24 protein-coding genes and 1 tRNA gene are annotated in these 21,871 nt (G+C 69.9%); 11 read left to right on the forward strand and 14 right to left on the reverse strand.

The window, feature by feature from the left end:
* Position 1: 1 nt before the first annotated feature.
* Together OZ671_RS11220 and OZ671_RS11225 are read right to left on the reverse strand one after the other, a co-directional pair.
* Positions 2 to 922: a LysR family transcriptional regulator gene (locus OZ671_RS11220; protein ID WP_268860824.1), complete on the reverse strand. Its 921-nt coding sequence runs from the start codon at positions 920 to 922 to the stop codon at positions 2 to 4.
* A gap of 170 nt (positions 923 to 1,092) precedes the next feature.
* Positions 1,093 to 1,677, reverse strand: coding sequence for a winged helix DNA-binding protein (locus tag OZ671_RS11225; RefSeq protein WP_038303069.1), 585 nt, complete (start codon positions 1,675 to 1,677; stop codon positions 1,093 to 1,095).
* A 69-nt stretch (positions 1,678 to 1,746) separates the two neighbouring features.
* On the opposite strand from OZ671_RS11225, the gene OZ671_RS11230 reads away from it, so the two are divergent.
* Positions 1,747 to 2,439, forward strand: coding sequence for a glutathione S-transferase N-terminal domain-containing protein (locus OZ671_RS11230; RefSeq protein ID WP_268860825.1), 693 nt, complete (start codon positions 1,747 to 1,749; stop codon positions 2,437 to 2,439).
* 24 nt (positions 2,440 to 2,463) lie between these two features.
* Positions 2,464 to 4,035 carry a class I adenylate-forming enzyme family protein gene (locus OZ671_RS11235; protein ID WP_268860826.1) on the forward strand — a complete coding sequence of 524 codons (1,572 nt, stop codon included), beginning with the start codon at positions 2,464 to 2,466 and terminating at the stop codon, positions 4,033 to 4,035.
* 65 nt (positions 4,036 to 4,100) lie between these two features.
* Here OZ671_RS11235 and OZ671_RS11240 read toward each other — a convergent pair whose 3' ends face one another.
* The 6 genes from OZ671_RS11240 to OZ671_RS11265 all read right to left on the reverse strand — a co-directional run bounded on the left by OZ671_RS11240 (position 4,101) and on the right by OZ671_RS11265 (position 10,188).
* Positions 4,101 to 4,958, reverse strand: a complete 858-nt coding sequence (locus OZ671_RS11240) for an aminoglycoside phosphotransferase family protein (protein WP_268860827.1) — start codon at positions 4,956 to 4,958, stop codon at positions 4,101 to 4,103.
* Positions 4,959 to 5,062: 104 nt separating this feature from the next.
* Positions 5,063 to 6,334: an epoxide hydrolase family protein gene (locus OZ671_RS11245; protein ID WP_268860828.1), complete on the reverse strand. Its 1,272-nt coding sequence runs from the start codon at positions 6,332 to 6,334 to the stop codon at positions 5,063 to 5,065.
* Between the two features lie 35 nt (positions 6,335 to 6,369).
* Entirely contained in the window at positions 6,370 to 7,566 is a 1,197-nt protein-coding gene (locus OZ671_RS11250) for an MFS transporter (RefSeq protein ID WP_268860829.1), read from the reverse strand.
* A gap of 263 nt (positions 7,567 to 7,829) precedes the next feature.
* Positions 7,830 to 8,858, reverse strand: a complete 1,029-nt coding sequence (gene bioB / locus OZ671_RS11255; RefSeq protein ID WP_268860830.1) for a biotin synthase BioB — start codon at positions 8,856 to 8,858, stop codon at positions 7,830 to 7,832.
* A complete protein-coding gene (locus OZ671_RS11260; RefSeq protein ID WP_268860831.1) occupies positions 8,855 to 9,421 on the reverse strand; it encodes a biotin transporter BioY in 567 nt (188 codons plus the stop codon). The genes bioB and OZ671_RS11260 overlap by 4 nt, the downstream gene beginning before the upstream one ends.
* A gap of 98 nt (positions 9,422 to 9,519) precedes the next feature.
* On the reverse strand, positions 9,520 to 10,188 hold the full coding sequence (locus OZ671_RS11265; protein ID WP_268860832.1) for a GntR family transcriptional regulator: 669 nt from the start codon (positions 10,186 to 10,188) through the stop codon (positions 9,520 to 9,522).
* 81 nt (positions 10,189 to 10,269) lie between these two features.
* Here OZ671_RS11265 and OZ671_RS11270 point away from each other — a divergent pair, with 81 nt between their 5' ends.
* Positions 10,270 to 10,662 carry a VOC family protein gene (locus tag OZ671_RS11270; RefSeq protein WP_038303037.1) on the forward strand — a complete coding sequence of 131 codons (393 nt, stop codon included), beginning with the start codon at positions 10,270 to 10,272 and terminating at the stop codon, positions 10,660 to 10,662.
* Between the two features lie 84 nt (positions 10,663 to 10,746).
* Here OZ671_RS11270 and OZ671_RS11275 read toward each other — a convergent pair whose 3' ends face one another.
* Positions 10,747 to 11,325 (reverse strand): hypothetical protein, encoded by a 579-nt coding sequence (locus OZ671_RS11275; RefSeq protein ID WP_268860833.1) that lies wholly within the window; start codon positions 11,323 to 11,325, stop codon positions 10,747 to 10,749.
* Between the two features lie 491 nt (positions 11,326 to 11,816).
* Between OZ671_RS11275 and OZ671_RS11280 the strand changes: the two genes are divergently transcribed.
* A complete protein-coding gene (locus tag OZ671_RS11280) occupies positions 11,817 to 12,914 on the forward strand; it encodes a GGDEF domain-containing protein (protein WP_268860834.1) in 1,098 nt (365 codons plus the stop codon).
* 407 nt (positions 12,915 to 13,321) lie between these two features.
* On the opposite strand, the gene OZ671_RS11285 is transcribed toward OZ671_RS11280, so the two are convergent.
* Positions 13,322 to 13,406: transfer RNA gene (locus tag OZ671_RS11285), tRNA-Leu, on the reverse strand.
* An 87-nt stretch (positions 13,407 to 13,493) separates the two neighbouring features.
* On the opposite strand from OZ671_RS11285, the gene OZ671_RS11290 reads away from it, so the two are divergent.
* Positions 13,494 to 13,742 carry a DUF1674 domain-containing protein gene (locus tag OZ671_RS11290; RefSeq protein WP_268860835.1) on the forward strand — a complete coding sequence of 83 codons (249 nt, stop codon included), beginning with the start codon at positions 13,494 to 13,496 and terminating at the stop codon, positions 13,740 to 13,742.
* A 71-nt stretch (positions 13,743 to 13,813) separates the two neighbouring features.
* Here the strand turns inward: OZ671_RS11290 and gloB are convergent, their stop codons facing one another.
* Positions 13,814 to 14,581, reverse strand: coding sequence for a hydroxyacylglutathione hydrolase (gloB, locus tag OZ671_RS11295; RefSeq protein WP_268860836.1), 768 nt, complete (start codon positions 14,579 to 14,581; stop codon positions 13,814 to 13,816).
* 177 nt (positions 14,582 to 14,758) lie between these two features.
* On the opposite strand from gloB, the gene OZ671_RS11300 reads away from it, so the two are divergent.
* On the forward strand, positions 14,759 to 15,448 hold the full coding sequence (locus OZ671_RS11300) for a class I SAM-dependent methyltransferase (protein ID WP_268860852.1): 690 nt from the start codon (positions 14,759 to 14,761) through the stop codon (positions 15,446 to 15,448).
* 31 nt (positions 15,449 to 15,479) lie between these two features.
* Here OZ671_RS11300 and OZ671_RS11305 read toward each other — a convergent pair whose 3' ends face one another.
* The 3 genes from OZ671_RS11305 to aroA are packed head-to-tail and all read right to left on the reverse strand — an operon-like array spanning position 15,480 to position 17,811.
* A complete protein-coding gene (locus tag OZ671_RS11305) occupies positions 15,480 to 15,845 on the reverse strand; it encodes a helix-turn-helix domain-containing protein (RefSeq protein WP_268860837.1) in 366 nt (121 codons plus the stop codon).
* Positions 15,842 to 16,477 carry a (d)CMP kinase gene (gene cmk / locus OZ671_RS11310; RefSeq protein ID WP_268860838.1) on the reverse strand — a complete coding sequence of 212 codons (636 nt, stop codon included), beginning with the start codon at positions 16,475 to 16,477 and terminating at the stop codon, positions 15,842 to 15,844. The genes OZ671_RS11305 and cmk overlap by 4 nt, the downstream gene beginning before the upstream one ends.
* The gene (gene aroA / locus OZ671_RS11315) at positions 16,474 to 17,811 is read right to left on the reverse strand and encodes a 3-phosphoshikimate 1-carboxyvinyltransferase (protein ID WP_268860839.1); all 1,338 of its coding nucleotides are present in this window, start codon (positions 17,809 to 17,811) and stop codon (positions 16,474 to 16,476) included. The genes cmk and aroA overlap by 4 nt, the downstream gene beginning before the upstream one ends.
* 132 nt (positions 17,812 to 17,943) lie before the next feature.
* On the opposite strand from aroA, the gene OZ671_RS11320 reads away from it, so the two are divergent.
* From OZ671_RS11320 to OZ671_RS11340, 5 genes are all read left to right on the forward strand, one after another.
* Entirely contained in the window at positions 17,944 to 18,348 is a 405-nt protein-coding gene (locus OZ671_RS11320) for a TIGR02300 family protein (RefSeq protein WP_268860840.1), read from the forward strand.
* 171 nt (positions 18,349 to 18,519) lie between these two features.
* Positions 18,520 to 19,299, forward strand: coding sequence for a ribosome maturation factor RimP (gene rimP / locus OZ671_RS11325; RefSeq protein ID WP_268860841.1), 780 nt, complete (start codon positions 18,520 to 18,522; stop codon positions 19,297 to 19,299).
* Positions 19,300 to 19,312: 13 nt separating this feature from the next.
* A complete protein-coding gene (nusA, locus tag OZ671_RS11330) occupies positions 19,313 to 20,905 on the forward strand; it encodes a transcription termination factor NusA (protein WP_268860842.1) in 1,593 nt (530 codons plus the stop codon).
* 22 nt (positions 20,906 to 20,927) lie between these two features.
* Entirely contained in the window at positions 20,928 to 21,626 is a 699-nt protein-coding gene (locus OZ671_RS11335) for an RNA-binding protein (RefSeq protein ID WP_268860843.1), read from the forward strand.
* 41 nt (positions 21,627 to 21,667) lie between these two features.
* On the forward strand, positions 21,668 to 21,871 hold a 204-nt coding region (locus tag OZ671_RS11340), incomplete at its 3' end, for a translation initiation factor IF-2 associated domain-containing protein (protein WP_268860844.1).

Here is a 21,871-nt window from a genome sequence, read left to right on the forward strand (position 1 = left end):
GTCAGGCCGGGCCGCGCGCCCGGCCGGCCGGGCTGACCTGGCCGATGATCCAGGCCGAGAAGGCCTGGGTCAGCGCGCTGCCGGCGCGGTTGTCGGGCACGGCGAGATAGTAGCGGCTGTCGGTCTGCAGCGGCCGGTCGAAGACGGCCGCCAGCGTGCCGGCCTCCAGCTCCTTCTCGATGAGATAGCGCGGCAGCAGGGCGAGGCCGAGCCCGGCGGTCACCGCCTCGATGACCAGCGCGAACTGGTCGAGCCGGTGGCCGCGATAGGCGCTGCCGGTCTCGACGCCATTGTCGGCGAACCATTGGGCCCAGAGCCCCGGGCGCGTCGACAGGTGCAGCAGCGGCAGCGCGGCGAGATCGCCCGGGCCGGCGGGCCGGTGCGCGGCGATGACCGCGGGAGCTGCCACCGGCAGGATCCATTCGTCGCACAGGAAGGTGCAGGTCGCGCCCGGCCAGGCCGGCTTGCCGTGATGGATGGCAAGATCGAAGGGTTCGTCCTCGAAGCTGAACGGGGCGTCGCGCGTCGCCATGTGCAGCACGGTGCCGGGATGGGCCGCGAGAAAGCGCGGAAGCCGCGGCATCAGCCAGCGGCTGCCGAAGGTCGACAGCGCCGCGATGTCGAGCGAGACCGCGGCATGGGCGGTCGCCATGGCGCGCATCACCGCATCCTCGGTCTGGACCAGCAGCTTCTGCGCGTCGCGCAGCAGCGCCTCGCCGCTCGCGGTCAGCACCACGCGCTGGCGCACCCGCTCGAACAGCGCGACGCCGAGCTGGACTTCGAGCTCGCGGATCTGCCGGCTGACGGCGCTCTGGGTCAGGTTCAGCTCGACCGCCGCACGGGTGAAGCTGAGATGCCGCGCGGCGCATTCGAAGGCCTGCAGCGTCCGGATGTCGGGGACGAGCCGTCTGTTGAGCCGCATGCCTCGCTCTCCGTGCGGTCCGGCATCCGCCGGGGCGGGGCCGTCGGCCCGCCGTGGCCCTTGTCGGTCCAAATCGCGCGCCAGTCCAGCGCGGCGGGCAGGGCTGCGCGCCGTCCGGCCGCCTTGTCCTGCCGGCGGGCCCGCGGACCTGGCGCGAGAGCGGTCGAACCCTAGCCCGGGCGGCGTCCGGCGAGCAGGCGTGTGCCGTGGTCGTAGAGCCCGGTGAGCAGACCGAGCGTGTCGGTCAGCGCACGGAGCTGGCCGTCGAGCCCGGGGATCGCGCCGGTCGGCCGCATCAACAGCTCGCGCCGCGCGGCCACCAGCCGCCCGGTGACGGCAAGGCCCTCGCCGGTGACGGCATAGGCGGCGTCGCGGTTGGTGGCACCGCGGATGAGGCGGACGAGCCCGGCCTTGATCAGCTTGCGCAGGCTGTACTGCACGTTCGAGACGTCCTCGCGATTGGCGAAGCGCAGGAGGTCGGCGACCCGCCGGGGCTCGCCGGCGGTGACCAGCTGCTGCAGGATCACGCAGTCCTGGCCGGAAAGATTGTGCTCGCGCGCCTCGGGACCGAGCAGGGCGCCGGCGAAGCGCACGAAGGCTTCGCCCGCGCAGATCAGCGCCTGCTCGAACTCGGTCACCGCCGCCTCGTGATCGCCCGAGGCAAGATGCGCCGGCGCCGGCGGGGCGGAACGCCGGCCTGCCGCCTTGCCGTCGGTGGCCTCGATCCGGGCGGGGGCCTTGCGATGCGCCGGCATGGTCATTGACTCACTGAAAGTGCGACGTAAAATCAGTGATGACTTAAGCACGGAACCGGTGCGGTTGCCATGACCCTGATCCTCTACGAGCTCGGTGGGCTGGACGGGCGCCGCTACAGCCAGTTCTCCTGGCGGACACGACTCGCCCTGGCCCACAAGGGGCTTGCCGCGGACGTCCGGCCGGTTGCCGTCAGCGACAAGCAGGCCATCGCCTTCAGCGGCCAGGACAAGGTGCCGATCCTGGTCGACGGCGACACGGTCGTGTCCGATTCCTGGGCCATCGCGGCCTATCTCGAGCAGGCCTGGCCGGACCGGCCGAGCCTGTTCGGCGGACCGATCGGCACGGGCCTCAGCCGCTTCGTCAATACCTATGTCGACCGCAGCCTGGTGCCCCAGCTCGTGCCGCTGGTGATGGTCGACGTCGTCGCCTGCGTCGGGCCCGAAGATGCCGGGCATCTGCGCGGTCAGATCGAGGGCCTGTTCCGCCGCTCGCTCGAGGAGCTCGCCGCGGCGCGCGACACCGATATCCTCGGCTTCCGCAAGCTGCTGGATCCGTTCCGCGCCACCCTGCGCGGCCAGCCGTTCCTCTGCGGGGCGCAGCCGGCCTATGCCGACTACATCCTGTTCAGCCTGTTCCAGTGGGCGCGCATCGTCAGCCGGTTCGAGCTGCTCGATCCGGCCGACCGGCTGGCGGCCTGGCGCGAGGCCATGCTGGACCTCCATGGCGGGCTGGCCCGACGGGAGCCGGCGCGCGCCGCCTGACACGATCGACGAGGGAGGCCGGTCATGGTTGCCGCAGTGCAGGATGTGGCGCCGGTGCCGGACACGCTCGCCGCCTGGCTCGACCGTCATGCCGCGATGCACGCCGATGCCCCGGCGCTTGCGGGGCCCGACGGCACGTTCAGCTACGGCGCGCTGCGGGCGGCGGCCATGTCGCTCGCGGCCGGGCTTGCGGCCCACGGCATCGGCCGGGGCGATGTCGTTGCGGTGCAGCTGCCGAACGGCGCCGCCTTCGTCACGACCTATCTCGCCTGCGGCTATCTCGGCGCCGTGCTGCAGACCGTTCACATGCCCTATCGCGCGGGTGAGATCGAGCCGCTCGTCGCCCACTCGCGCGCCAGGGCGATGATCTGCCTCGGCGCCGGCAAGGACGGCAGCCCGGCCCGGCTGGTCCTGTCGCTGCGGCCGCGCCTGCCGCATCTGCGCCTGGTGGCGGCGGTCGGGGCGGGCACGCCCGAGGCGATCGCCTTCGAGGCGCTGAGGGCCGCGCCCACGGCGCTGCCCGATGCGCGGCCAGGCCCCGACGACCGTTTCGTCCTGCTCTACACGTCGGGCACGACGGCCGCGCCCAAGGGCGTGCCCGTGCCGGCGCGCAGGTTCCTCGCCAATGCCCGGCTGAGCGCGGCCGAGCTCGGCATCGACGCGCGCGCCGTGCTGCTGTCGGCGGCCCCGTTCAGCCATCTCTACGGCCTGTTCTCGGTCAATCTCGCGCTCGCCGCCGGCGCCGCCACAGCGATCCTGCCCGCCTATACGCCCGCCGGCCTCGCCGAGGCGCTGACCTGCCACCGGCCGAGTGGCCTGTTCGTCGCGCCGGCGCATCTGGCGGCCGGCCTCGCTCAGGGGCTGATCGACCGCGACAGGCTGGCTTCGCTGCGCTTCGTGCTGATTTCCGGCAGCCTCTGCCCGCCGGACCTCGCGCGGGCGCTGCAGGACCTCATGCCCGACGGCAAGGTGTGCCAGCTCTGGGGCATGAGCGAGCTGCAGGCGGGCAGCTTCACCCGGCCCGGCGATGCCGAGGCGGCGCGGCTCGGCACGGTCGGCCGGGCGAGCCCGGGCACCGAGCTGCGCATTGCCGGCGAGGCGGGGCCGGCGGCCGCGGACGAGGAGGGCGAGCTGCAGGTGCGTGGTGTCTCGGTTTTTGCCGGCTATCTCGACAATACCGAAGCGAGCGCGGCGGCCTTCACCGCGGACGGCTGGTTCCGCACCGGCGACCTCGGCCGCCTCGATGCCGGTGGCAATCTCACCCTGACCGGCCGGCTCAAGGAGGTGATCAACCGCGGCGGCGTCAAGTTCAATCCGGCCGATGTCGAGGCGACGATCGCGCGCCACCCGGCCGTCGAGATCTGCGCCATCGTGCCGATGCCCGATCCGGTTCTGGGCGAACGGGCCTGCTGCTTCGCAGTGGCGCGCGAGGGGACACAGCTCGACCTTGCCGGGCTCCGTGCCTTTCTCGAGGCCGAGGGCGTGGCACGGCTGCGCTGGCCGGAGCGGCTGGAGCTGATCGACGACATGCCGATGACGCCGACCCGCAAGATCCGCAAGGCTGAGCTGGTGACGCGCGCAGCGGCTCTGGGCTAGAGGCTTTCCGACGCGTTTCGGTCACGCGAAGCGTAGCCTTCGTCCGCAAGCGCCATGGGGCGCGTTCAGTCGCCTGCGTCGCGCACGCTTCGGACGGCCAGGGCGACAGCGAGCTCGCGCGCTTCGTCCTCGTCGCTCCCGTCCTCGGCGTGCCAGGCGGCCGACAGGCAGGCATGGACGAAGGCGTGGTCGAGGAGGCGGCGGGGCGCAATGCCGAGCGCTTCCCCGAGGATCGCGGCCATGCCGGCAATGCGCTCCGGGCTGAGGCAGAGATCGTCGCGGTCGAGCGGATTGGAAAAGAGGTTGGCGGCGTCATAGGCGGGATCGCCAATGAGACCGACGGGATCGATGATCAGCCAGCCGCGCGGCCCTTTCAGGATGTTCTCGTGGTGCACGTCGCCGTGCAGCGGCACACTGCGCGCCGGCGCGGCGGTGAGCCGCTCGGCGAGCGCGGCGGCCTCGCCATAGAGCCCCGGCCGGCCCGCCTTGCGGTCGGCATCGGCCTTGGCGAACAGGCCGGCGAAGCGCCGGCGCAGCGGCTGGAAGTCCGCGGCATCGGGCACCGGCGCAGGGGCCAGCAGGCGCGCCAGCAGATCGGCGGCGATGCGCGTGGCCGCAGCATCGCCCGCCGTTGCGATCTCCTCGGCGAGCATATGGTCGCCGGCATGTTCGATGAGCATCATCCGGCCATGTTCGGCGAGGAGCCGGGCCGCCCCGTCGCCCTCGCGCCAGGCAAGATAGCGGGCGCCGCGCAGCACGTCGGCGAGATCGGGGATCGGCTTGCCGTCCTTGACCACGGCGCGGCCGCCGTCGGCCCGGTGCACCAGCCAGACATGGCTCGAGACGGTGTCGGCCATGAGTTCGGCCGCGACGATGCGCCATTCGGCGGGAAAGGCGGGCGGAGCAGGGGCTGCTTCGGTCATGGAATGCGTGCCGTGGGCGGGGACCGCCGACGGCCGGTGAGACACAGGACGAATCGGGCCGCATGATGGCCGGTCGCTCGCCGGCGCCCGCCTCCCGAACGGGATCAGGCGCGGCGCACCGTGCGGAAGCAGTCGCGCAGTTCCCGCGTGAACAAGGCCGGCTGCTCGAAGGCGGCGAAATGGCCGCCCCGGTCGAGCTCGTTCCAGTGGATGAGGTTCGGATAGGTCCTGTCGGCCCAGCTGCGCGGCGTGCGGAAGATCTCCTTCGGAAAGATGCTGAGGCCGACCGGAAAGTCGACGACGCCCTGGCTCATGCCGAGCTTGGCGTTCTCGCGGTAGAGCCGTGCGGACGACGCGCCGGTATTGGTCAGCCAGTAGAGCGTGATGTCGTCGAGCATGTCGTCGCGCGACAGCGCGGTTTCGGGATCGCCGTCATTGTCGGTCCAGGTGGCGAATTTTTCGTAGATCCAGGCGGCGAGCGCGACCGGCGAATCGGCCAGCGCGTAGCCGATGGTCTGCGGCCTGGTCTGCTGCATGAGGTTGTAGCCCCAGCCGTCGGTGACGAAACGCCGGAGCGCGGCGAGTGCTGCGCCTTCCGCTGGCGTCGCGCCTTCGCCCTCGAGGCTCGCGGGGATGGCGAGCGGCAGGTTGAGATGGATGGCGGCAAGGCCCGGCGGTTTCTGCAGGGCCAGCACATTGGTGACGACCGCGCCCCAGTCGCCGCCCTGGGCGACCCAGCGGGTGTAGCCGAGCCGCGCCATCAGGTCGGTCCAGGCGCGCGCGATGCGGCGCGCGTCCCAGCCGGCGGCCGAAGGCCGGTCGGAAAAGCCGTAGCCCGGCAGCGAGGGAATGACGAGGTGGAAGGCGTCCTCCGCCCGTCCGCCATGGGCCGTCGGGTCGCTGAGCGGGCCGATCACCTTCAGGAACTCCACGACCGAGCCGGGCCAGCCATGGGTCAGGATAATGGGCAAGGCGTTTTCGTGTTTCGAGCGCACATGCAGGAAATGGAAGCCGAGCCCGTCGATCTCGGTGCGAAATTGCGGAAAGGCGTTGATCCTGGCTTCGAAGCCTCGCCAGTCGTAACCGGCCTGCCAGAAGTCGACGAGCCGCCGCAGCCTGTCGACCGGCACGCCCTGCGACCATCCCGGTTCGGTGGCCGGCTCCGGCCAGCGGGTCATGGCGAGCCGCCGCTTGAGATCCTCGAGGGCGGCTTCCGGCACCGCCACCTTGAACGGCGTGAGGCCCGCGAGGCTCGCTGCGCGGCCGTCGGCGAGAGCCGGGCCGGCCGTCGCGGCGGTTGCGAGGGTGGCGGCGGCCTGGACGACGTGCCGCCGCGATATGGCATCGCGGGGCGTGCGATCGGATGGCGTGGACATGATGGTCTCCTGAAACGGGAACGGCGGCGGAGCGGTCACCTGGCCGCGGCGAGGGCGTCGTCGCGCGGCGTGCCGGGCGACGACCGGCCGGCGATGAGGACTGCGGCCGTGAGGCCGCAGGCGGCGGTGATGCCGAGCGGCACGGTCGGGCCGTAGTGGTCGACCGCCACGCCGCCGCCGATGGCGCCGAGCGCGATGGCGAACTGCAGGGCGGCGAGGAACAGGCCGCCGACGCCTTCGAGCTGATCGGGCGCGGAGCGGCCCATCCAGGTCTGGATCATCACCGGCGCAGCGCCGAAGCCGAGCCCCCAGAGCGCGCTGAAGAGGAGGGCGGGCGCGAGGCTGCCGCCGAGGGCCGCGAGGCCGAACGCGGCGGCGCCGAGCACCAGTCCGGTCAGGGCGAAGCCGCTGCGCAGGGACCGGTCGGCCAACGGGCCGGCGACGGCATTGCCGACGAGGCTCGCCAGGCCATAGGCGAAGAGGACGGCGGCGATCGCGCCGGCGCCGAGCTGCGTGCCGGTTTCGAGATAGGGGCGGATGAAGGTGAAGCCGGCAAAATGACCGCCGACGATCAGCAGGGCGGCAACCAGGCCGACACGCACGTCGACGCGGGCCGTCAGGCCGAACAGGGCGGCAAGGCTGGTGGCGCCGCCTGCCGGCACGCGCGGCAGCCAAACCGCCTGGAGCGCCAGCGCGACGAGGCCGAAGCCGGCCGCCGCGAGGAAGGCGGCACGCCAGCCATAGGCCTCGGTGATCAGGGCGCCGAGCGGCGGCGCGGCGACGGTTGCCGCCGACACGCCGAGGAAGACGATCGACATGCCGCGGCCGAAACCGTCCATCGAGACGATGCGGGCGACGGTGGCGCCGGCGAGCGCGAAGAAGCCGCCGATCGCAATGCCGAGCAGAATCCGGGCGCCGAGCAGCGCCCAGTAGGTCCAGGCGAAAGCGGCCGCGACATTGGATGCGGTCACCAGCAGGCAGAGCGCGAGCATGATGAGCTTGCGGTCGGTGCGGCCGATGAGGAGGGCGATGGTGGGGGCGGCGATGCCGGCGAAGATCGCGGTCAGTGTGACGGCCTGGCCCGCGGCGCCCTCGCTCACACCGATGTCGCGGGCAAGCGGGGTGAGCAGGCCCATGGGCAGGAGCTCGCTCGACACCAGCGCGAGGCTGCCGAAGGCGAGCGAGGCGACGGCAGCCCAGGTCGAGGGCGACCAGGGAGGGGTCTGATGCATGGGCGCGGACATCGGCAACTCCAACGGGTGGGGGCGTCGGAGCGCAGGCTAGGTCCGCTCGCGCGGGCCCCGTGAGTGACAAGTGTGGCGGGATTGGCTTTTGCCGTTTCAGATGCCTGGGCGGGCGGGATCGACAGCGGCGCGGCAGGCGCGCCGCAGCGCCGCAAAGTCGCGCCGCCGGGGCGACCGGCGGCGAAGACGGTCTTTGCCGGCCCCGGTATCGGTGCCGGTGACGCTGATGCGTGGGACCGGCGCCAGCGCGGTCACGGCGCCCGCGTCGCTCCGGCGTCGAGCGCCGCCGGCCTCAGGCCAAGCCGGGCCATGAGCTCGGCATCCTTCGAGCGCGCGGGATTGGCGGTGGTCAGCAGCACGTCGCCGGTGAAGATCGAGCCGGCGCCGGCGAGGAAGCAGAGCGCCTGCCATTCGTCGCTCATGGCCTGCCGACCGGCCGACAGTCTGACGACACTGGCCGGCATCAGGATGCGGGCCAGCGCGACGAGGCGCACGAAGGCGATCGGCTCGGCCGGCTCGGCCCGGTCCATGACCGGCGTGCCAGCTACCGGGTTCCACAGGTTGATGGGCACGCTTTCGGGATGGGCCGGAAGGCTGGCGAGCGTGACCAGCATGGCGATGCGATCGTCGATGGTCTCACCCATGCCGACGATGCCGCCGCAGCAGACCTTGATGCCGCCGGCCCTGACATGGCCGAGCGTCTCCAGCCGGTCGTCGATCGTCCGGGTGGTGATGATCTCGGGATAGAAGGCCGGCGAGGTGTCGATGTTGTGGCTGTAGTAGTCGAGGCCGGCGGCCGCGAGCCGTCCGACCTGCGCCGGCGTCAGCATGCCGAGCGTCACGCAGGTTTGGAGGCCCAGCGCCTTGACGTCCGCGACCATGGCGCAGACCGCGTCGAGATCACGGTCCTTCGGACTGCGCCAGGCGGCGCCCATGCAGAAGCGGGTGGCGCCCGCCTCCTTTGCGCGCCGTGCTTCCGCCAGCACGGCCTCGCGCGGCATCAGCTTGGTCGCCTTGACGCCGGTCCGATAGCGGGCGCTCTGCGAGCAATAGCCGCAATCCTCGGGACAGCCGCCGGTCTTGATCGACAGCAGCGTCGCCGTTTCGATCGCGGTCGGATCGAAATGGCGGCGATGGATCGCCTGGGCGCGGAACATCAGGTCCGGAAAGGGCAGGTCGTAGATCGCCCGGGCCTCTGCCTGGCTCCAGTCGCCGCGCGGCGGCGCCGCCGGCTCCGGCGGCCGGCCGGCCGGTTTCGTCGGTGCCTCGGCGCAGCTCATCGGCCGAGCCTCGCGGCAAGACGGGCGGGCAGGACGAGGGCGCCGGTCGCGACCATGGCGATGTTGACGAGGTCGCCTCCGATGAAGGGCATGAAGCCGAGCGCCATGACGTCGCGGAGCGGTACGAACAGCGCGAGCCAGGCCAGGCCGGCGAGATAGGTCACGGCGAGGCCCGCCAGCATGGCGAGCGTGCGGCCGAGGGTGCGGCGGCCGAGCGCCAGCGTGCCCGTGACCCATGAGGCGGCGAGATAGCCGGCGAGATAGCCCCCGGTCGGCCCCATCAGATAGGCAAGGCCGATGCCGCGCTCGGGCGAGCCGGAGAAGACCGGCAGGCCGGCCGCGCCGACGGCGAGATAGGTGAGGAAGGTCGCGGTCGCGAGCCTTGGCCCGAAACCGACCGCCAATGTCATGACCGCCAGGGTGTGCAGGGTCATCGGCACCGGCCAGGAGGGCACGCGCAGCTTGGCGCAGATGGTGATGAAGACGACGCCGAGGGCAATCGTTGCGATGGTGCGCGCGGCCGATTGCGGGCGTGGCTTGTTCGTCGAGACGATCTCCGTCATATCTGGTCCTGTAAATTATAGATAATATTGATCATCATCTATAGCGAATCCACAGGATGATCGGATTCGCAAGCGCGAAAGTCGATTTTATAGATAATCTAGCCGACGATCGCGAAGACCTTGCGCGGGCGCCCGCCGGCTGTGACGACCGGGCGGTGGCCGACCCACTGGACGTGGCGGGCCAGGGTTGCGCAGGCGGTCTCGACGTCGCCCTGGCGCAGGGCGGCCAGGATGGCACGGTGGTCGTGGTCGGTGCGGGCTTCCCAGTCGGAGCGCCAGGCGGCGAACAGGAAACGCGCGCTCGCCGCGTGCAGATCGTCGATGGAGGCCATCAGGCGGGCCATGCCGCAAGGCGCGAGGATCAGCCGATGGAAGCCGCGATTGGCCGCTTCCCAGGACCGCACGTCGCGCGAATTGTCGCCCGCGCGCGTCGCATCCTCCGCCGCGGCGAGAATGGCCGGCGTCAGGTTCGGCGCGGCATGGCGCAGGGCGAGCGCCTCGAGCGCCGCGCGCATCTCCGCCACTTCCTTCACCTCGGCAAGGGCGAAGGAGGCGACCTTCACGCCACGGCGCGGCTCGCTGACCGCCAGGCCCTGCGCCTCCAGGCGGCGGAAAGCCTCCCGCACCGGCACATGGCTCGCGCCGAATTCTGCCGCGACATGGTCCTGGCGCAGCCGCGCGCCGGGCGCGATCTCACCGGCAATGATGCGGTCGGCCAGGATGCGGCTGATGCGCGCGGCAAGTGTTTCTTCGGTCGGCTTGCTCATGTATTTATAGATAATTTGAGCAAGGGCGATTGTCGATTGGCCGCGACGCCGATCGCGGTATCCCGGCGAGGAGCGACTGCGATGAGCCTGAGAGAGATCCGCATCTGCGACTACATCATCCTGCTCTGCGACAGGATGACCGAGACGCGCCGCTTCTATGCCGACGTCATGGGCTTTCCGATCGGCCATGACGGCGAGAGATGGGTCGAGTTCCGGGTCGGGTCGACCTTGCTCACCCTCCGGCCGCGCGGCCCATGGCTCGGCTGGGAGGACGGTCCCGCCGTGCCCGGCTCGGCCGCCGTGCAGCTCGCCTTCCGCGTTCCGCCCTCGGCGATCGAGGCCTGTCATGCCGAGCTCGTCGCCAAGGGCGCGGAGATCATCAACGGCCCGATCGACCTGCCGCGGCCCCGTCATCGTGCCATTTTCGTGCGCGATCCGGAGGGAAACGTCGTCGAGGTCTATGCCGAGTTCTGAGAGCGCGCGAAGGCGGTCCGCCAAGCGCATCGCCGAAGGCCGCTAAACCCGCGCGGCCGGCTTTTCGCGCGTCATAGCCGGCGCTCAGGCCGCGGTGCGCTGGCGCCCGCGCTCCAGAAGGGGCGTCTTGCTGGCGATGATCGCCGCAGCCTTCAGCTGATCGATATCGCGCGTGCCGCGATCGAACGCGAAGAGCACGGCCTTGGCGATGATATGCCGGCCATCCAGGTCGTCGCAGCCAATATCGAGCATGCCGCATACGGCAAGATATATGCACTCGAGCGTGGCGAGCGCCTCGGCGTCATAGACGCCGCGCTCGGTGAGATTGCGCAAGGTTTGGGGCATGGAAAAATTCCCTTCCCGCGCTGACGGCAAATCGGCGCGCTGACCTGCTTGGAGAATGTCCGTCTGCTTCCCCACCGGCGCACCAAATTGCGCAGCCGGAGACGGCCGGATGGCTCGGCGTGATGTTGCTGCGCTGGAGAAGAGGGAAGGCGGCCGAAAGCTCATAGAGCCGCCTGCGAGATCCACTATTGGTAGGCGAGTATTCACGCCATTGCAAGCCAAGGTATCATGGTGTAGCCGCGCCGGCTTCTTCTGATTTTTCTGCAGGAAATATTGTTTTGCCGGGAACCTATTGGGGCCCGCCGCGTTCGGCGACATACAGTGTCCCGACCCCGCCCTCCGCACATGCGGAGACGGGACACCGTAGCCCGGACGCTCCGTTCGCTCACGAGGCGCGTGACGCTCGAAGGGCTCCCTTGAATGCCGCATTCTTAGCCCTCAAGTCACTTGGCCCGCCTTTCCTTCCCCCAAAGGCGGGCCTTTTTCTGTCCGTGGCCCACCCAGGTCGAATGCGGCCCCACGGCGCCGCGGGCGCGGATCGACCCGGCGGGCTTTCCATCTCTCGACGGTAGGGATGCGCCATTTCCTTGGCGCGGCTCGTCAAGCCGTGGCCCGGTCGCGGCTTGCCCGGCAGGTGCCGGGGTCGCGAGCGGGCGGGCGGTTGTCCGTTTGGGTGCGTCCGAGTTCACCTGCAATTTACGGGCGATGTGCTATCGCGCCGTTGCAGAGTGAAGGCGGGTGCGAGAGTTGGTCACCATGCGTGGCGAAGCATGACTTATAGGGATGTGATCGGGCTTCTGAATTCCAGCATGCCCGCACTCTTCTGCGCCGCGCTCTCCGCCCTTTGGTATCATCACCGCGATCTGGCCTATATCAGGGTGCTCGCGCTGTCATATGCGACGCGGGCCCTGGGCTTCGGCATCTTCTATTTCGCCTTTGCACTGCAGGATCCGGTGCTTCGGTTCTCGGCCAACGTGTTCCTGATGCTGTCGATGACCTTGCTGTCCGCCGGTCTGTCCGCCCGGCGCGGGCAGCCGCCACGCCATGGCGTCCTGCTGGTCGTCGCCGCCGTCACATTGGGAATTCTCTATTATTATCAGTTCGTCGAACCCAGCCTGCTGGCGAGAGTCGTTTGCCTCAATTCGGGGCTCACTGCCGTCGGCCTGCTGATGCTGTTTGACGTCAGGAAGCGCGCGGGCGCCACGCCTGTCGAGCACGTGCTCTTTGGACTGATCATCGTTTCGTGCGTCGGCTTCATTCTTCGTCCCTTCTTTCTGCTCGCGTCCGGCATCGCGGACGAGCAGTTCGAGGGTGCCTATTGGCTGATCGTCTCGATCTCCGATGCGCTCATCTGCGCGATGATGGCGGTGGGGATATTCGCGGTGATCGCGAGCGACGTCATGGACAGCATCAAGTCGGATGCGCAGGTCGACGCCTTGTCGGGGCTGTTCAATCGCCGCGGCTTCGAGCCGCGCGCGCTCAAAGCGCTGGCGCGGCAGACCGCCGGCGCGCCGGTCGCGATGATCCTGAGCGATCTCGATCACTTCAAATCGATCAACGATCGGTTCGGCCATATCAGCGGCGACAGGATCATCCAGAGCTTTTCCGAGGTCCTCAAGAAGACGGCGCCGCGCGACGCGATCATGGCCCGCCTCGGCGGCGAGGAATTCGCCATCCTGCTTTCGCCAGGCAAGGGCCTCACCGCACAGGCGCTGGCCGAACAGGCCCGGTCGGCATTCAAGGACGTCGCACCAGGCATCGTTTCGGGCGAAGCGCGCCCGACCGCCAGCTTCGGCATCGCCATCGCGCGCGAGAACGAAGACCTTTACGCGCTGCTGAATCGGGCCGATCGCGCGCTCTACCAGGCCAAAAGCGATGGGCGCGACTGTGTTCGCCTGATTGACTAGAGAGGTCGTCGGGTGCGCTGCTCGACTGTCGAAAATGCACCCGTTGCCGGCGATGGTCCCGCCGCCCTTCCGCGCCCCGGCCGGCGACCGAGCGTCGCCGCCGTGCCTGCCGCTCGCAAGGACGTTTCGCTGTGCCGTATCTCGCTGGAGCAGGGTCATGGCCGGCAGGCAGCCACGCTTCCGTGGCATCACGGCGAGGCTCGGGCTGATATCAGGACCGTCGTCGCGTCCGCGACGGCGATGGTGGTATCGCCGCCGGCCATCGGGCCGCATACCACCAGCCGTGCCAACAGGCTGGACGGGAATCCGCCCCCCACGGCGTGCAGTCGGTGCCGCGGAACAATCGGCTCATCGTTTTGATTTTAATATAAAATCCGGTCTCCGGCGGACGCCGCTGGAAATCAGGATGGTGCCCCTAGCCGGGATCGAACCAGCACTCCTTGCGGAACTCGATTTTGAGTCGAGCGCGTCTACCAATTCCGCCATAGGGGCAACGCGCGGCGGACTATAGCGGGCCGCCGCGAGCGGTCAACGGCGGCCGCTTGACTTTGTACGGCGCCGGGCGTTTCTCATGCCGCCATGACCGGAAACCCACGTTTTTCGACCGCGGTCGAGGTGGCTCAGCCCTCGACGCTCGCGGCGCCCGACGCGCCGAAGGTGTTGAGCGAAGCGGCCAAGCGCGCGCTCGCCGAAGCCGCCGAACGGCGCGCCGCCCTCGAAGCCAAGGCGGCCGAGCTCGCCCGCAATCCCGAACATCACGGCCGCGGCGGCGCCGATCCCGTGCGTTATGACGACTGGGAGGTCGGCGGCATCGCCGTCGACTTCTAGACCGTCGTCCTGACGCGCTTTCTTCGCGGATCGGCCGCCGCTTCGCTCGGAAAACGCCACAGGCCGGCGGATCAGCCGCGGTTCTTGCGCTCGCGCAGCTCAGTGAACACGGCGAGCGGCGTCGCGCCGGCCATGCCGAGCGCGGCGGCGATGGCCGGATCGCCGGCGCGCAGGAACGGGTTGGTCGCCTTTTCGAGCGCGATGGTGGTCGGAATGGTCGGCCGGCCGGCGGCCCGCAGCTCGGCCACCGCCTTGGCGCGCGCCTGAAGCGCCGCATTGCCGGGATCGACGGTCAGCGCGAAGCGGGCATTGGACTCGGTATATTCGTGGCCGCAATAGACCTGCGTCTCCGGCGGCAGCGCCGCAAGCGCCTGCAGCGCGGCCCACATCTGCGCCGGCGTGCCCTCGAACAGGCGGCCGCAGCCGAGCGCGAACAGGGTGTCGCCGGCGAACAGCAGGCTCTCCGCGCCGAAATGATAGGCGATATGGCCGACGGTGTGGCCCGGCGTATCGATGATGTCGGCGCTCTGGTTGCCGAACCGCGCCGTGCCGCCGGCGAGCACGGTCTCGTCGACCAGCGGGATGCGATGGGCGTCGGCGGCATTGGCGATGACCCGCGCGCCGGTCGCCTGCTTCACCTCGGCAATGCCCTGGACATGGTCGGGATGATGATGGGTCACCAGGATATGGCTGATCGTCCAGCCGCGCCGGGCCGCGGCGGCGAGCACGGGCGCCGCCTCCGGCACGTCGATCGCGGCGGTCGCGCCGGTCGCGGGATCATGCATCAGCACGCCGTAATTGTCGCTGAGGCAGGTGAAGAGCTCGATGTCGGCAGCCATGATCGTCTCCCTCGGCTTTGACCTTCCGCGGCGCGGCTCGGCGGTTTATGTCATTGCCGGCGGCCTTGCGCCATTTCATTCTCGGCAAAGCTTGCCTGAAAGTTCTGTAGCCCAAGGTTCCCGGCTCACGTGTCCGACGTCATCGACCTGCGCGCCTTCTACTCCTCCTCGCTCGGCATGGTGGCCCGGCGCGTGGTCAACAATGCCATCCAGGCGCACTGGCCGACGGCGCGCGGCCTGAGCCTCGTCGGCCTCGGCTACTGCACGCCCTATCTCGGCCTGTTCCGCGAGGATGCGGAACGGTCGATCGCCTTCATGCCGGCGCGTCAGGGCGTGATCCACTGGCCGACCGCGCGGCCGAGCAAGGCGGCGCTGGTGGAAGAGGATCGCCTGCCGCTCGCCGATGCCGCGGTCGACCGGGTGCTGATCGTCCACAGCCTGGAGGTGGCGGACGACGTCCAGGCCGTGCTCGGCGAAGTCTGGCGGGTGCTGGCGGCCGGCGGCCGGGTGCTCGCCGTCGTGCCCAACCGGCGCGGGCTCTGGGCCCAGCGCGACACGACGCCGTTCGGACAGGGCCGGCCCTATTCGTCGAGCCAGCTCACCGAGCTGATGCGCGAAAGCTCGTTCACGCCGGTGGCCTGGAGCCAGGCGCTGTGGGTGCCGCCGGTGACGAAATCGCTGGTGCTCGGCTCGGCCAGCGCCTGGGAGAAGGTCGGCTCGGCGCTGTCCCTGCCGTTTGCCGGGGTCCATCTCGTCGAGGCGACCAAGCAGGTCTACCGGCCGGCGCCGGTCCGGCGCGAGCGGGCGATCCAGATCTTCAAGCCGGCGCTGCGGCCGAGCCCGGCGGTGCGCCAGGGCCTCGGCTGAGCACTTGCCACCCGCCTTCTCCAGGCCGCTGTCAGCTTCCCGGCAGTTTCGACTTCAGCACGAACAGCAGCTCGGCGATCTCGGCATCGGCGAGCAGGTTGATGCGGCGGGCGAGCAGGTTGGCAAGCTCGGTCGCCTGGGGCGACAGGCCCGACGTGTCGATGACGATGCGCGGATGGGAGATCTCGGCGAGCTTGGCGAGCTCCTCCGCCTCGTCCCAGATGATGCCGAAATAGGCGATGATGCGCTGCACGAGATACCAGCTCGGCCGGCCGCGCTTGCCGTGCTCCAGCGCCGAGAGATAGGCGGCCGAGACGCCGATCGCCTCGGCCATGGCGGTGAGCGTCGCGCCCTTGGCCTCGCGCAGCTGGCGGACGCGGGCGCCGAACGGGGTCAAGGCCGGTGCGCCTCGACGGCGGTGAGCGCCGCCGCGAAGGCCTCCTCGATGCCGAGCGCGGTCGTGTCGATGGTCACGGCGTCGTCGGCGACCTTCAGCGGCGCCGCGGCGCGGCCGGAATCGCGGGCATCGCGCTGCCTGATATCGGCGAGGACGCCGGCAAGGCCTTCGGGTGTGTCGGCAAGCTCGCCGCGGCCGACCAGTTCCCTGAACCGGCGACGGGCGCGCTCCTCGGCGCTCGCCGTGACGAACAGCTTCGCCGGCGCTTCCGGCGCGATCACCGTGCCGATGTCGCGGCCGTCGAGCACCGCGCCCCCCGGCTGGGCGGCAAAGGCGCGCTGCAGGGCGATCAGCGCCTGGCGCACCGCGGGATGGGCGGCGACGACGGAGGCTGCCGCGCCGACCGGGCCGGTGCGCAGCGCCTCCGGATCGAGGCCGTCGAGATCGAGCTGGGCCGCGACGCCGGCAGCCGCCGCTGCGTCATCGAGCGGCAGGCCGCGGTCGAGCATGGCTCGCCCGACGGCACGATAGAGCAGGCCGGTATCGAGATGAGGCAGGCCGTAGTGGCCGGCCAGGCGCCGCGCCAGCGTGCCCTTGCCCGATGCGGCCGGCCCGTCGATCGCGATGATCATGAAAGATCCGCCCCAAGTCCACGCATCAGGGGAACGAAGTCCGGGAAGCTCGTCGCGATGAAGCCGGTATCGTCGACGGTGACGGGCGTGTCCGCGGCCAGACCCATGACCAGGAAGCTCATGGCGATGCGGTGGTCCATGTGGGTCGCGACCGTGCCGCCGCCGCGCACCCGGCCGGTGCCGCGCACGACCAGGTCGTCGCCCTCGATCGCGTGATCGACGCCGGCGGCGGCGAGGCCGTCGGCCACCGCCGCGAGGCGGTCGGATTCCTTCACCCGCAGCTCGTGCAGGCCGCGCATGCGCGTCGTGCCCTCGGCGAAGGCCGCCGCCACCGCCAGCACCGGATATTCGTCGATCATCGCCGGCGCCCGATGGGCCGGCACGTCGACGCCGGCAAGCCGGCCGCCGGTCACGCGCAGATCGGCGATCTCCTCGCCCGATTCGACGCGCGGGTTCAGCTTCTCGATCCGCGCGCCCATCTCGATCAGCGTGGTGATGAGGCCGGTGCGCAGGCTGTTCATCATCACGCCCGTAATGGTGACGTCGGAGCCCGGCACGATGGCCGCGGCCACCAGCGGAAAGGCGGCGGAGGAGGGATCGGCCGGCACCACGACGGGTGCCGGCTTCAGCTCCGGCTGGCCGACGAGGTCGATGCGCCGGCCATGGGCGCCATGCGGCGTCACCGTCACCTTGGCGCCGAAATGCGCCAGCATGCGCTCGGTATGGTCGCGTGTCGCCTCCGTCTCGATCACGCTGGTGACGCCGGGCGCGTTGAGGCCGGCGAGCAGCACGGCCGATTTGACCTGGGCGGAGGCGACGGGCGATTCGTAGACGACCGGCACGGCATTGGCCGGTCCCTCGATGGTGATCGGCAGGCGGCCGCCGTCGCCCTGTTCGACGACACGCACGCCGAACAGCGCCAGCGGGTCGAGCGCGCGCCGCATCGGCCGCTTCCTGAGCGAGGCGTCGCCGTCGAAGGTCGCGCGGATCGGATGGCAGCCGACGACACCCATCATCAGGCGGCAGCCGGTGCCGGAATTGCCGAAGTCGAGCGGGGTGGACGGCTGGACCAGGCCGCCGACGCCGACGCCGTGCACCGACCATGCGCCGGGCCCGGTCCGCTCCACCCGCGCGCCGAGCGCCCGGCAGGCCTTGGCGGTGTTGATGACGTCCTCGCCCTCCAGGAGGCCGGTGATGCGGGTCTCGCCGACGGTCAGGAGGCCGAACATCAGCGCCCGGTGCGAAATCGACTTGTCGCCGGGGACGGTCACCGTTCCGGCGAGAGGCTTGCCGCGCCTCGCCGTCATCGGCATCTTGGTTTCGGTTGCGCTCATCGGGGGGCCTTCCATGCGGGCAAACGGACGAATGCGCTCTATCCCCCGCTTCATCCCTCTTGACAAGCGGACATCGTGGGCCCAACTGACCGGCCTTCAAGAGAAGCCCTGGATTGTCTGAAGGAGCCCGCTTTGGCGAGACCCGAACTCGGCGTGAAGCGCATCTGCCCGACCACGGGCAAGAAATTCTACGACCTGAACCGCGACCCGATCGTTTCGCCCTATACGGGCGAGGTGCTGCAGCGCGCCATGTTCGAGCCGGCCGCGCGGCGCGGCGCGGCGGCCGCGAAGCCCGCTCCGGCCGAGGAAGAGGACACGGAGCTTGAGAATTCCGACGTCGAACTCGTCAGCCTCGAGGAGGCCGACGACGAGGCGGCGGCGCCGGGCAAGGCGGCGCCGGTCGACGACGACGATCTCGACGTCGAGGTCGAGGATGACGGCAACGACGACGATGCCTTCCTCGAGGAAGACGAGGACGAGGGCGACGACGTCTCCGACCTGATCGGCGACGGCATCGAGACCGACGACGAACAGTGAGCTTTCGGCAAGGGGCGCCGGCGCCTCTTGCGAAAACCGCCGATCCGGCGTATGTGAGAGCCGACTTCACGTCATCTCATAACGTCCATTGGACGCGATCATGAGAGTGGGTTCCCTCGGGGGCCCGCTCTTTTTGTTTCGGGAATCCACTCAAAGCCCTGGAGCTCCTCATTGTCGGCGGACGACCCGCGCCTCATCGTCGAAACCGGAATGGCCGCCCGCGTCGCGGCCATCGTCGAGCCCGTTCTCGACGGCATGGGCTTCCGGCTGGTGCGCGTGCGCCTGTCGGGTGCGGCCGGTGGCGGCTCGACCGTGCAGATCATGGCCGAGCGGCCCGACGGCACCTTCACCATCGACGATTGCGAGGCGGCGAGCCGCGCGCTGTCGCCGGTGCTCGACGTGGAAGACCCGATCGTCCAGGCCTACAACCTGGAAATCTCGTCGCCGGGCATCGACCGGCCGCTGGTTCGCGCCGGTGATTTCGATCGCTGGGCCGGCTACGAGGCCCGCATCGAGATGGCGGTGGCCCAGGCCGGCCGCAAGCGTTTCAAGGGCATCGTGCTCGGCGCCGAGGGCGCCACGGCGCGCCTCAGGCGGACGGATGCCAGGGAGGACGAGCCGGCGGAGGTCGCCCTGCCGATCGAGGAGATCGGCGAGGCCCGCCTGGTCCTGACCGACGAGCTCATCCGCGAGGCGCTGCGCCGCGGCAAGGCCGCGGGCCGCGCTCTCGATGACGACGAGGATGACGAGGACGCGGCGGACGGTCCTGCCGACGAGGCCTTCGACGATGATGCGGCCGACGACATCCTGGTGATCCGCCAGCCGTCGCCGCGGCCGGTCAGGACGACGCCGCAGCCGAAAAAATTGAAGCCCGGCCGGCCCAGCGCCGGTCCCCGAGGCCCGCAGCCGAAAGGCCCGGGCCGCTATGCCAAACCAAAGCCGACCCGCTAAAGGGGAGAGAGACATGGCCGTCTCAGCCAACCGCCTCGAATTGCTTCAGATCGCCGACGCCGTCGCTCGCGAGAAACAGATCGACCGGCAGATCGTGCTCGAAGCCATGGAGGACGCGATCCAGAAGGCCGCGCGCTCGCGCTACGGCCAGGAGACCGAGGTCCGCGCCGAGATCAACGGCAAGACCGGCGAGATCAGGCTGTCGCGCCTCCTCCTGGTGGTCGACGACGTCGAGAACCTCGCCACCCAGATCGCGACCGAGGACGCCCGCCGGCGCAATCCGGCCGCCCAGCCGGGCGACTGGATCGCCGAAACGCTGCCGCCCTTCGATTTCGGCCGCATCGCCGCCCAGTCGGCCAAGCAGGTCATCGTCCAGAAGGTGCGCGAGGCCGAGCGCGACCGCCAGTTCGACGAGTACAAGGACCGCGTCGGCGAGATCGTCAACGGCCTGGTGCGCCGGGTCGAATACGGCAATGTCATCGTCGATCTCGGCCGCGGCGAAGGCATCATTCGCCGCGACGAGCTGATCCCGCGCGAAATGTTCCGCAACGGCGACCGTGTGCGCGCCTATCTGTTCGACGTCCGCCGCGAGCAGCGCGGGCCGCAGATCTTCCTGTCGCGCACCCATCCGCAGTTCATGGCCAAGCTGTTCGGCCAGGAAGTGCCCGAGATCTATGACGGCATCGTCGAGATCAAGGCGGTCGCCCGCGATCCCGGTTCGCGCGCCAAGATCGCCGTCGTCTCGCGCGATTCCTCGATCGACCCGGTCGGCGCCTGCGTCGGCATGCGCGGCTCGCGCGTCCAGGCGGTGGTCGCCGAGCTGCAGGGCGAGAAGGTCGACATCATCCCCTGGAACCCCGACATCGCCACCTTCGTGGTCAATGCTCTGGCGCCCGCCGAGGTCGCCAAGGTGGTGCTCGACGAGGACCGCGAGCGCATCGAGGTGGTCGTGCCCGATCCGCAGCTGTCGCTGGCGATCGGCCGGCGCGGCCAGAACGTCCGCCTCGCCTCGCAGCTCACCGGCTGGGACATCGACATCCTGACCGAGCAGGAGGAGAGCGAGCGGCGCCAGGCCGAGTTCGAGGCCCGCACCAAGCTGTTCATGGGCGCGCTCGACGTCGACGAGGTGGTCGGCCAGCTGCTGACCTCCGAGGGCTTCCGCACGGTCGAGGAGGTCGCCTATGTCGAGGCGTCCGATCTCTCCGGGATCGAAGGCTTCGACGAGGAGACCGCCGAGGAGCTGCAGCGCCGCGCCCGCGACTATCTCGCCAAGGTCGAAGCCGAGCACGATGCCCGGCGCAAGGAGCTCGGCGTTGCCGACGACCTGCGCGAGGTCGAGGGCATGACCACGGCCATGATGGTCAAGCTCGGCGAGAACGACGTCAAATCCCTGGAGGACTTCGCCGGCTGCGTGCCCGACGATCTCATCGGCTGGTCCGAGCGCAAGGACGGCCAGACCACCAAGCATGCCGGCTTCCTCGACGGCTTCGAGCTGTCGAAGGACGAGGCCGAGGCCATGATCATGTCGGCGCGCGTCAAGGCGGGCTGGATCGAGGCCGCCGCCGAGACCGAGGCCGAGCCGGCGCAGGAAGAGGCCGAGGCCTGAGCTTCGGAGACGCTAACCACCCATGATGACAGCGCATGACGACATCAAGGAGCTGTGGCTCGACGCGGGACCCAAGGTCCGCCGCGGCGCGAGCGAGCGCACCTGCATCGTCAACCGCCGGGCGGGAACGCCCGGCGAGCTCATGCGTTTCGTCGTCGGCCCCGACGAGGCCGTCGTGCCGGATCTCAAGGCGCGCCTGCCCGGCCGCGGGGCCTGGCTGACGCCGACCCGGGCGGCGCTCGAGGAGGCCGTCCGGCGCAATCTGTTCGCCCGCGCGTTCAAGCGGCCGGTGACGGCGGCGGCGGGACTTGCCGATCTCGTCGATCATCTCCTGGAGGCCCAGGCGCTCGATGCCCTTTCGCTCGCCAACAAGGCGGGCACGGTGGTGACGGGCTTCGCCAAGGTGGACGCGGCGATCGCGTCGGGCCATCTTGCCGCGCTCGTCCACGCCAGCGATGCCGGGGACGACGGGGTGAGAAAGATGGCCCAGGCCGTCCGCCGCAGCCGGGATGACGGGGAGGACAGGCTGCCGCGTGTCGCCCTGTTCACCTCGACACAATTGGATTTGGCATTGGGGCGCATGAATGTGGTACATGCAGCGCTGCTCGCCGGCGGGCCGAGCTCACATTTTCTCGCGCGCTGCACGGCCCTCGAGGTTTTCCGCACCGGTGACATGACGGGCGGAGCACTTCCGGCTCCCGTCAACGAGCCGAAACACTGAAATTCTTAAGGACCAGCCGCTAGGCGCAGGACCAGAACCGAATGACCGATGAGAAGACCCCTGGCGAGAAGACCATCAGCCTGACCGGTAAAACGCTCAGTCTGAAGAAACCCGCCGGACCCGAACACAGCACGGTTCGCCAGAGCTTCAGCCATGGCCGCAGCAAGGCGGTCGTGGTGGAGAAGGTCTCGGCGAAGCCGCGCAGGAAAATGACGAGATCGCCGTCATCGCCGGCTTCATGCCGC

Source organism: Phreatobacter sp. AB_2022a (assembly GCF_026847585.1).
In the GTDB taxonomy this organism is placed as follows: Bacteria; Pseudomonadota; Alphaproteobacteria; order Rhizobiales; family Phreatobacteraceae; genus Phreatobacter.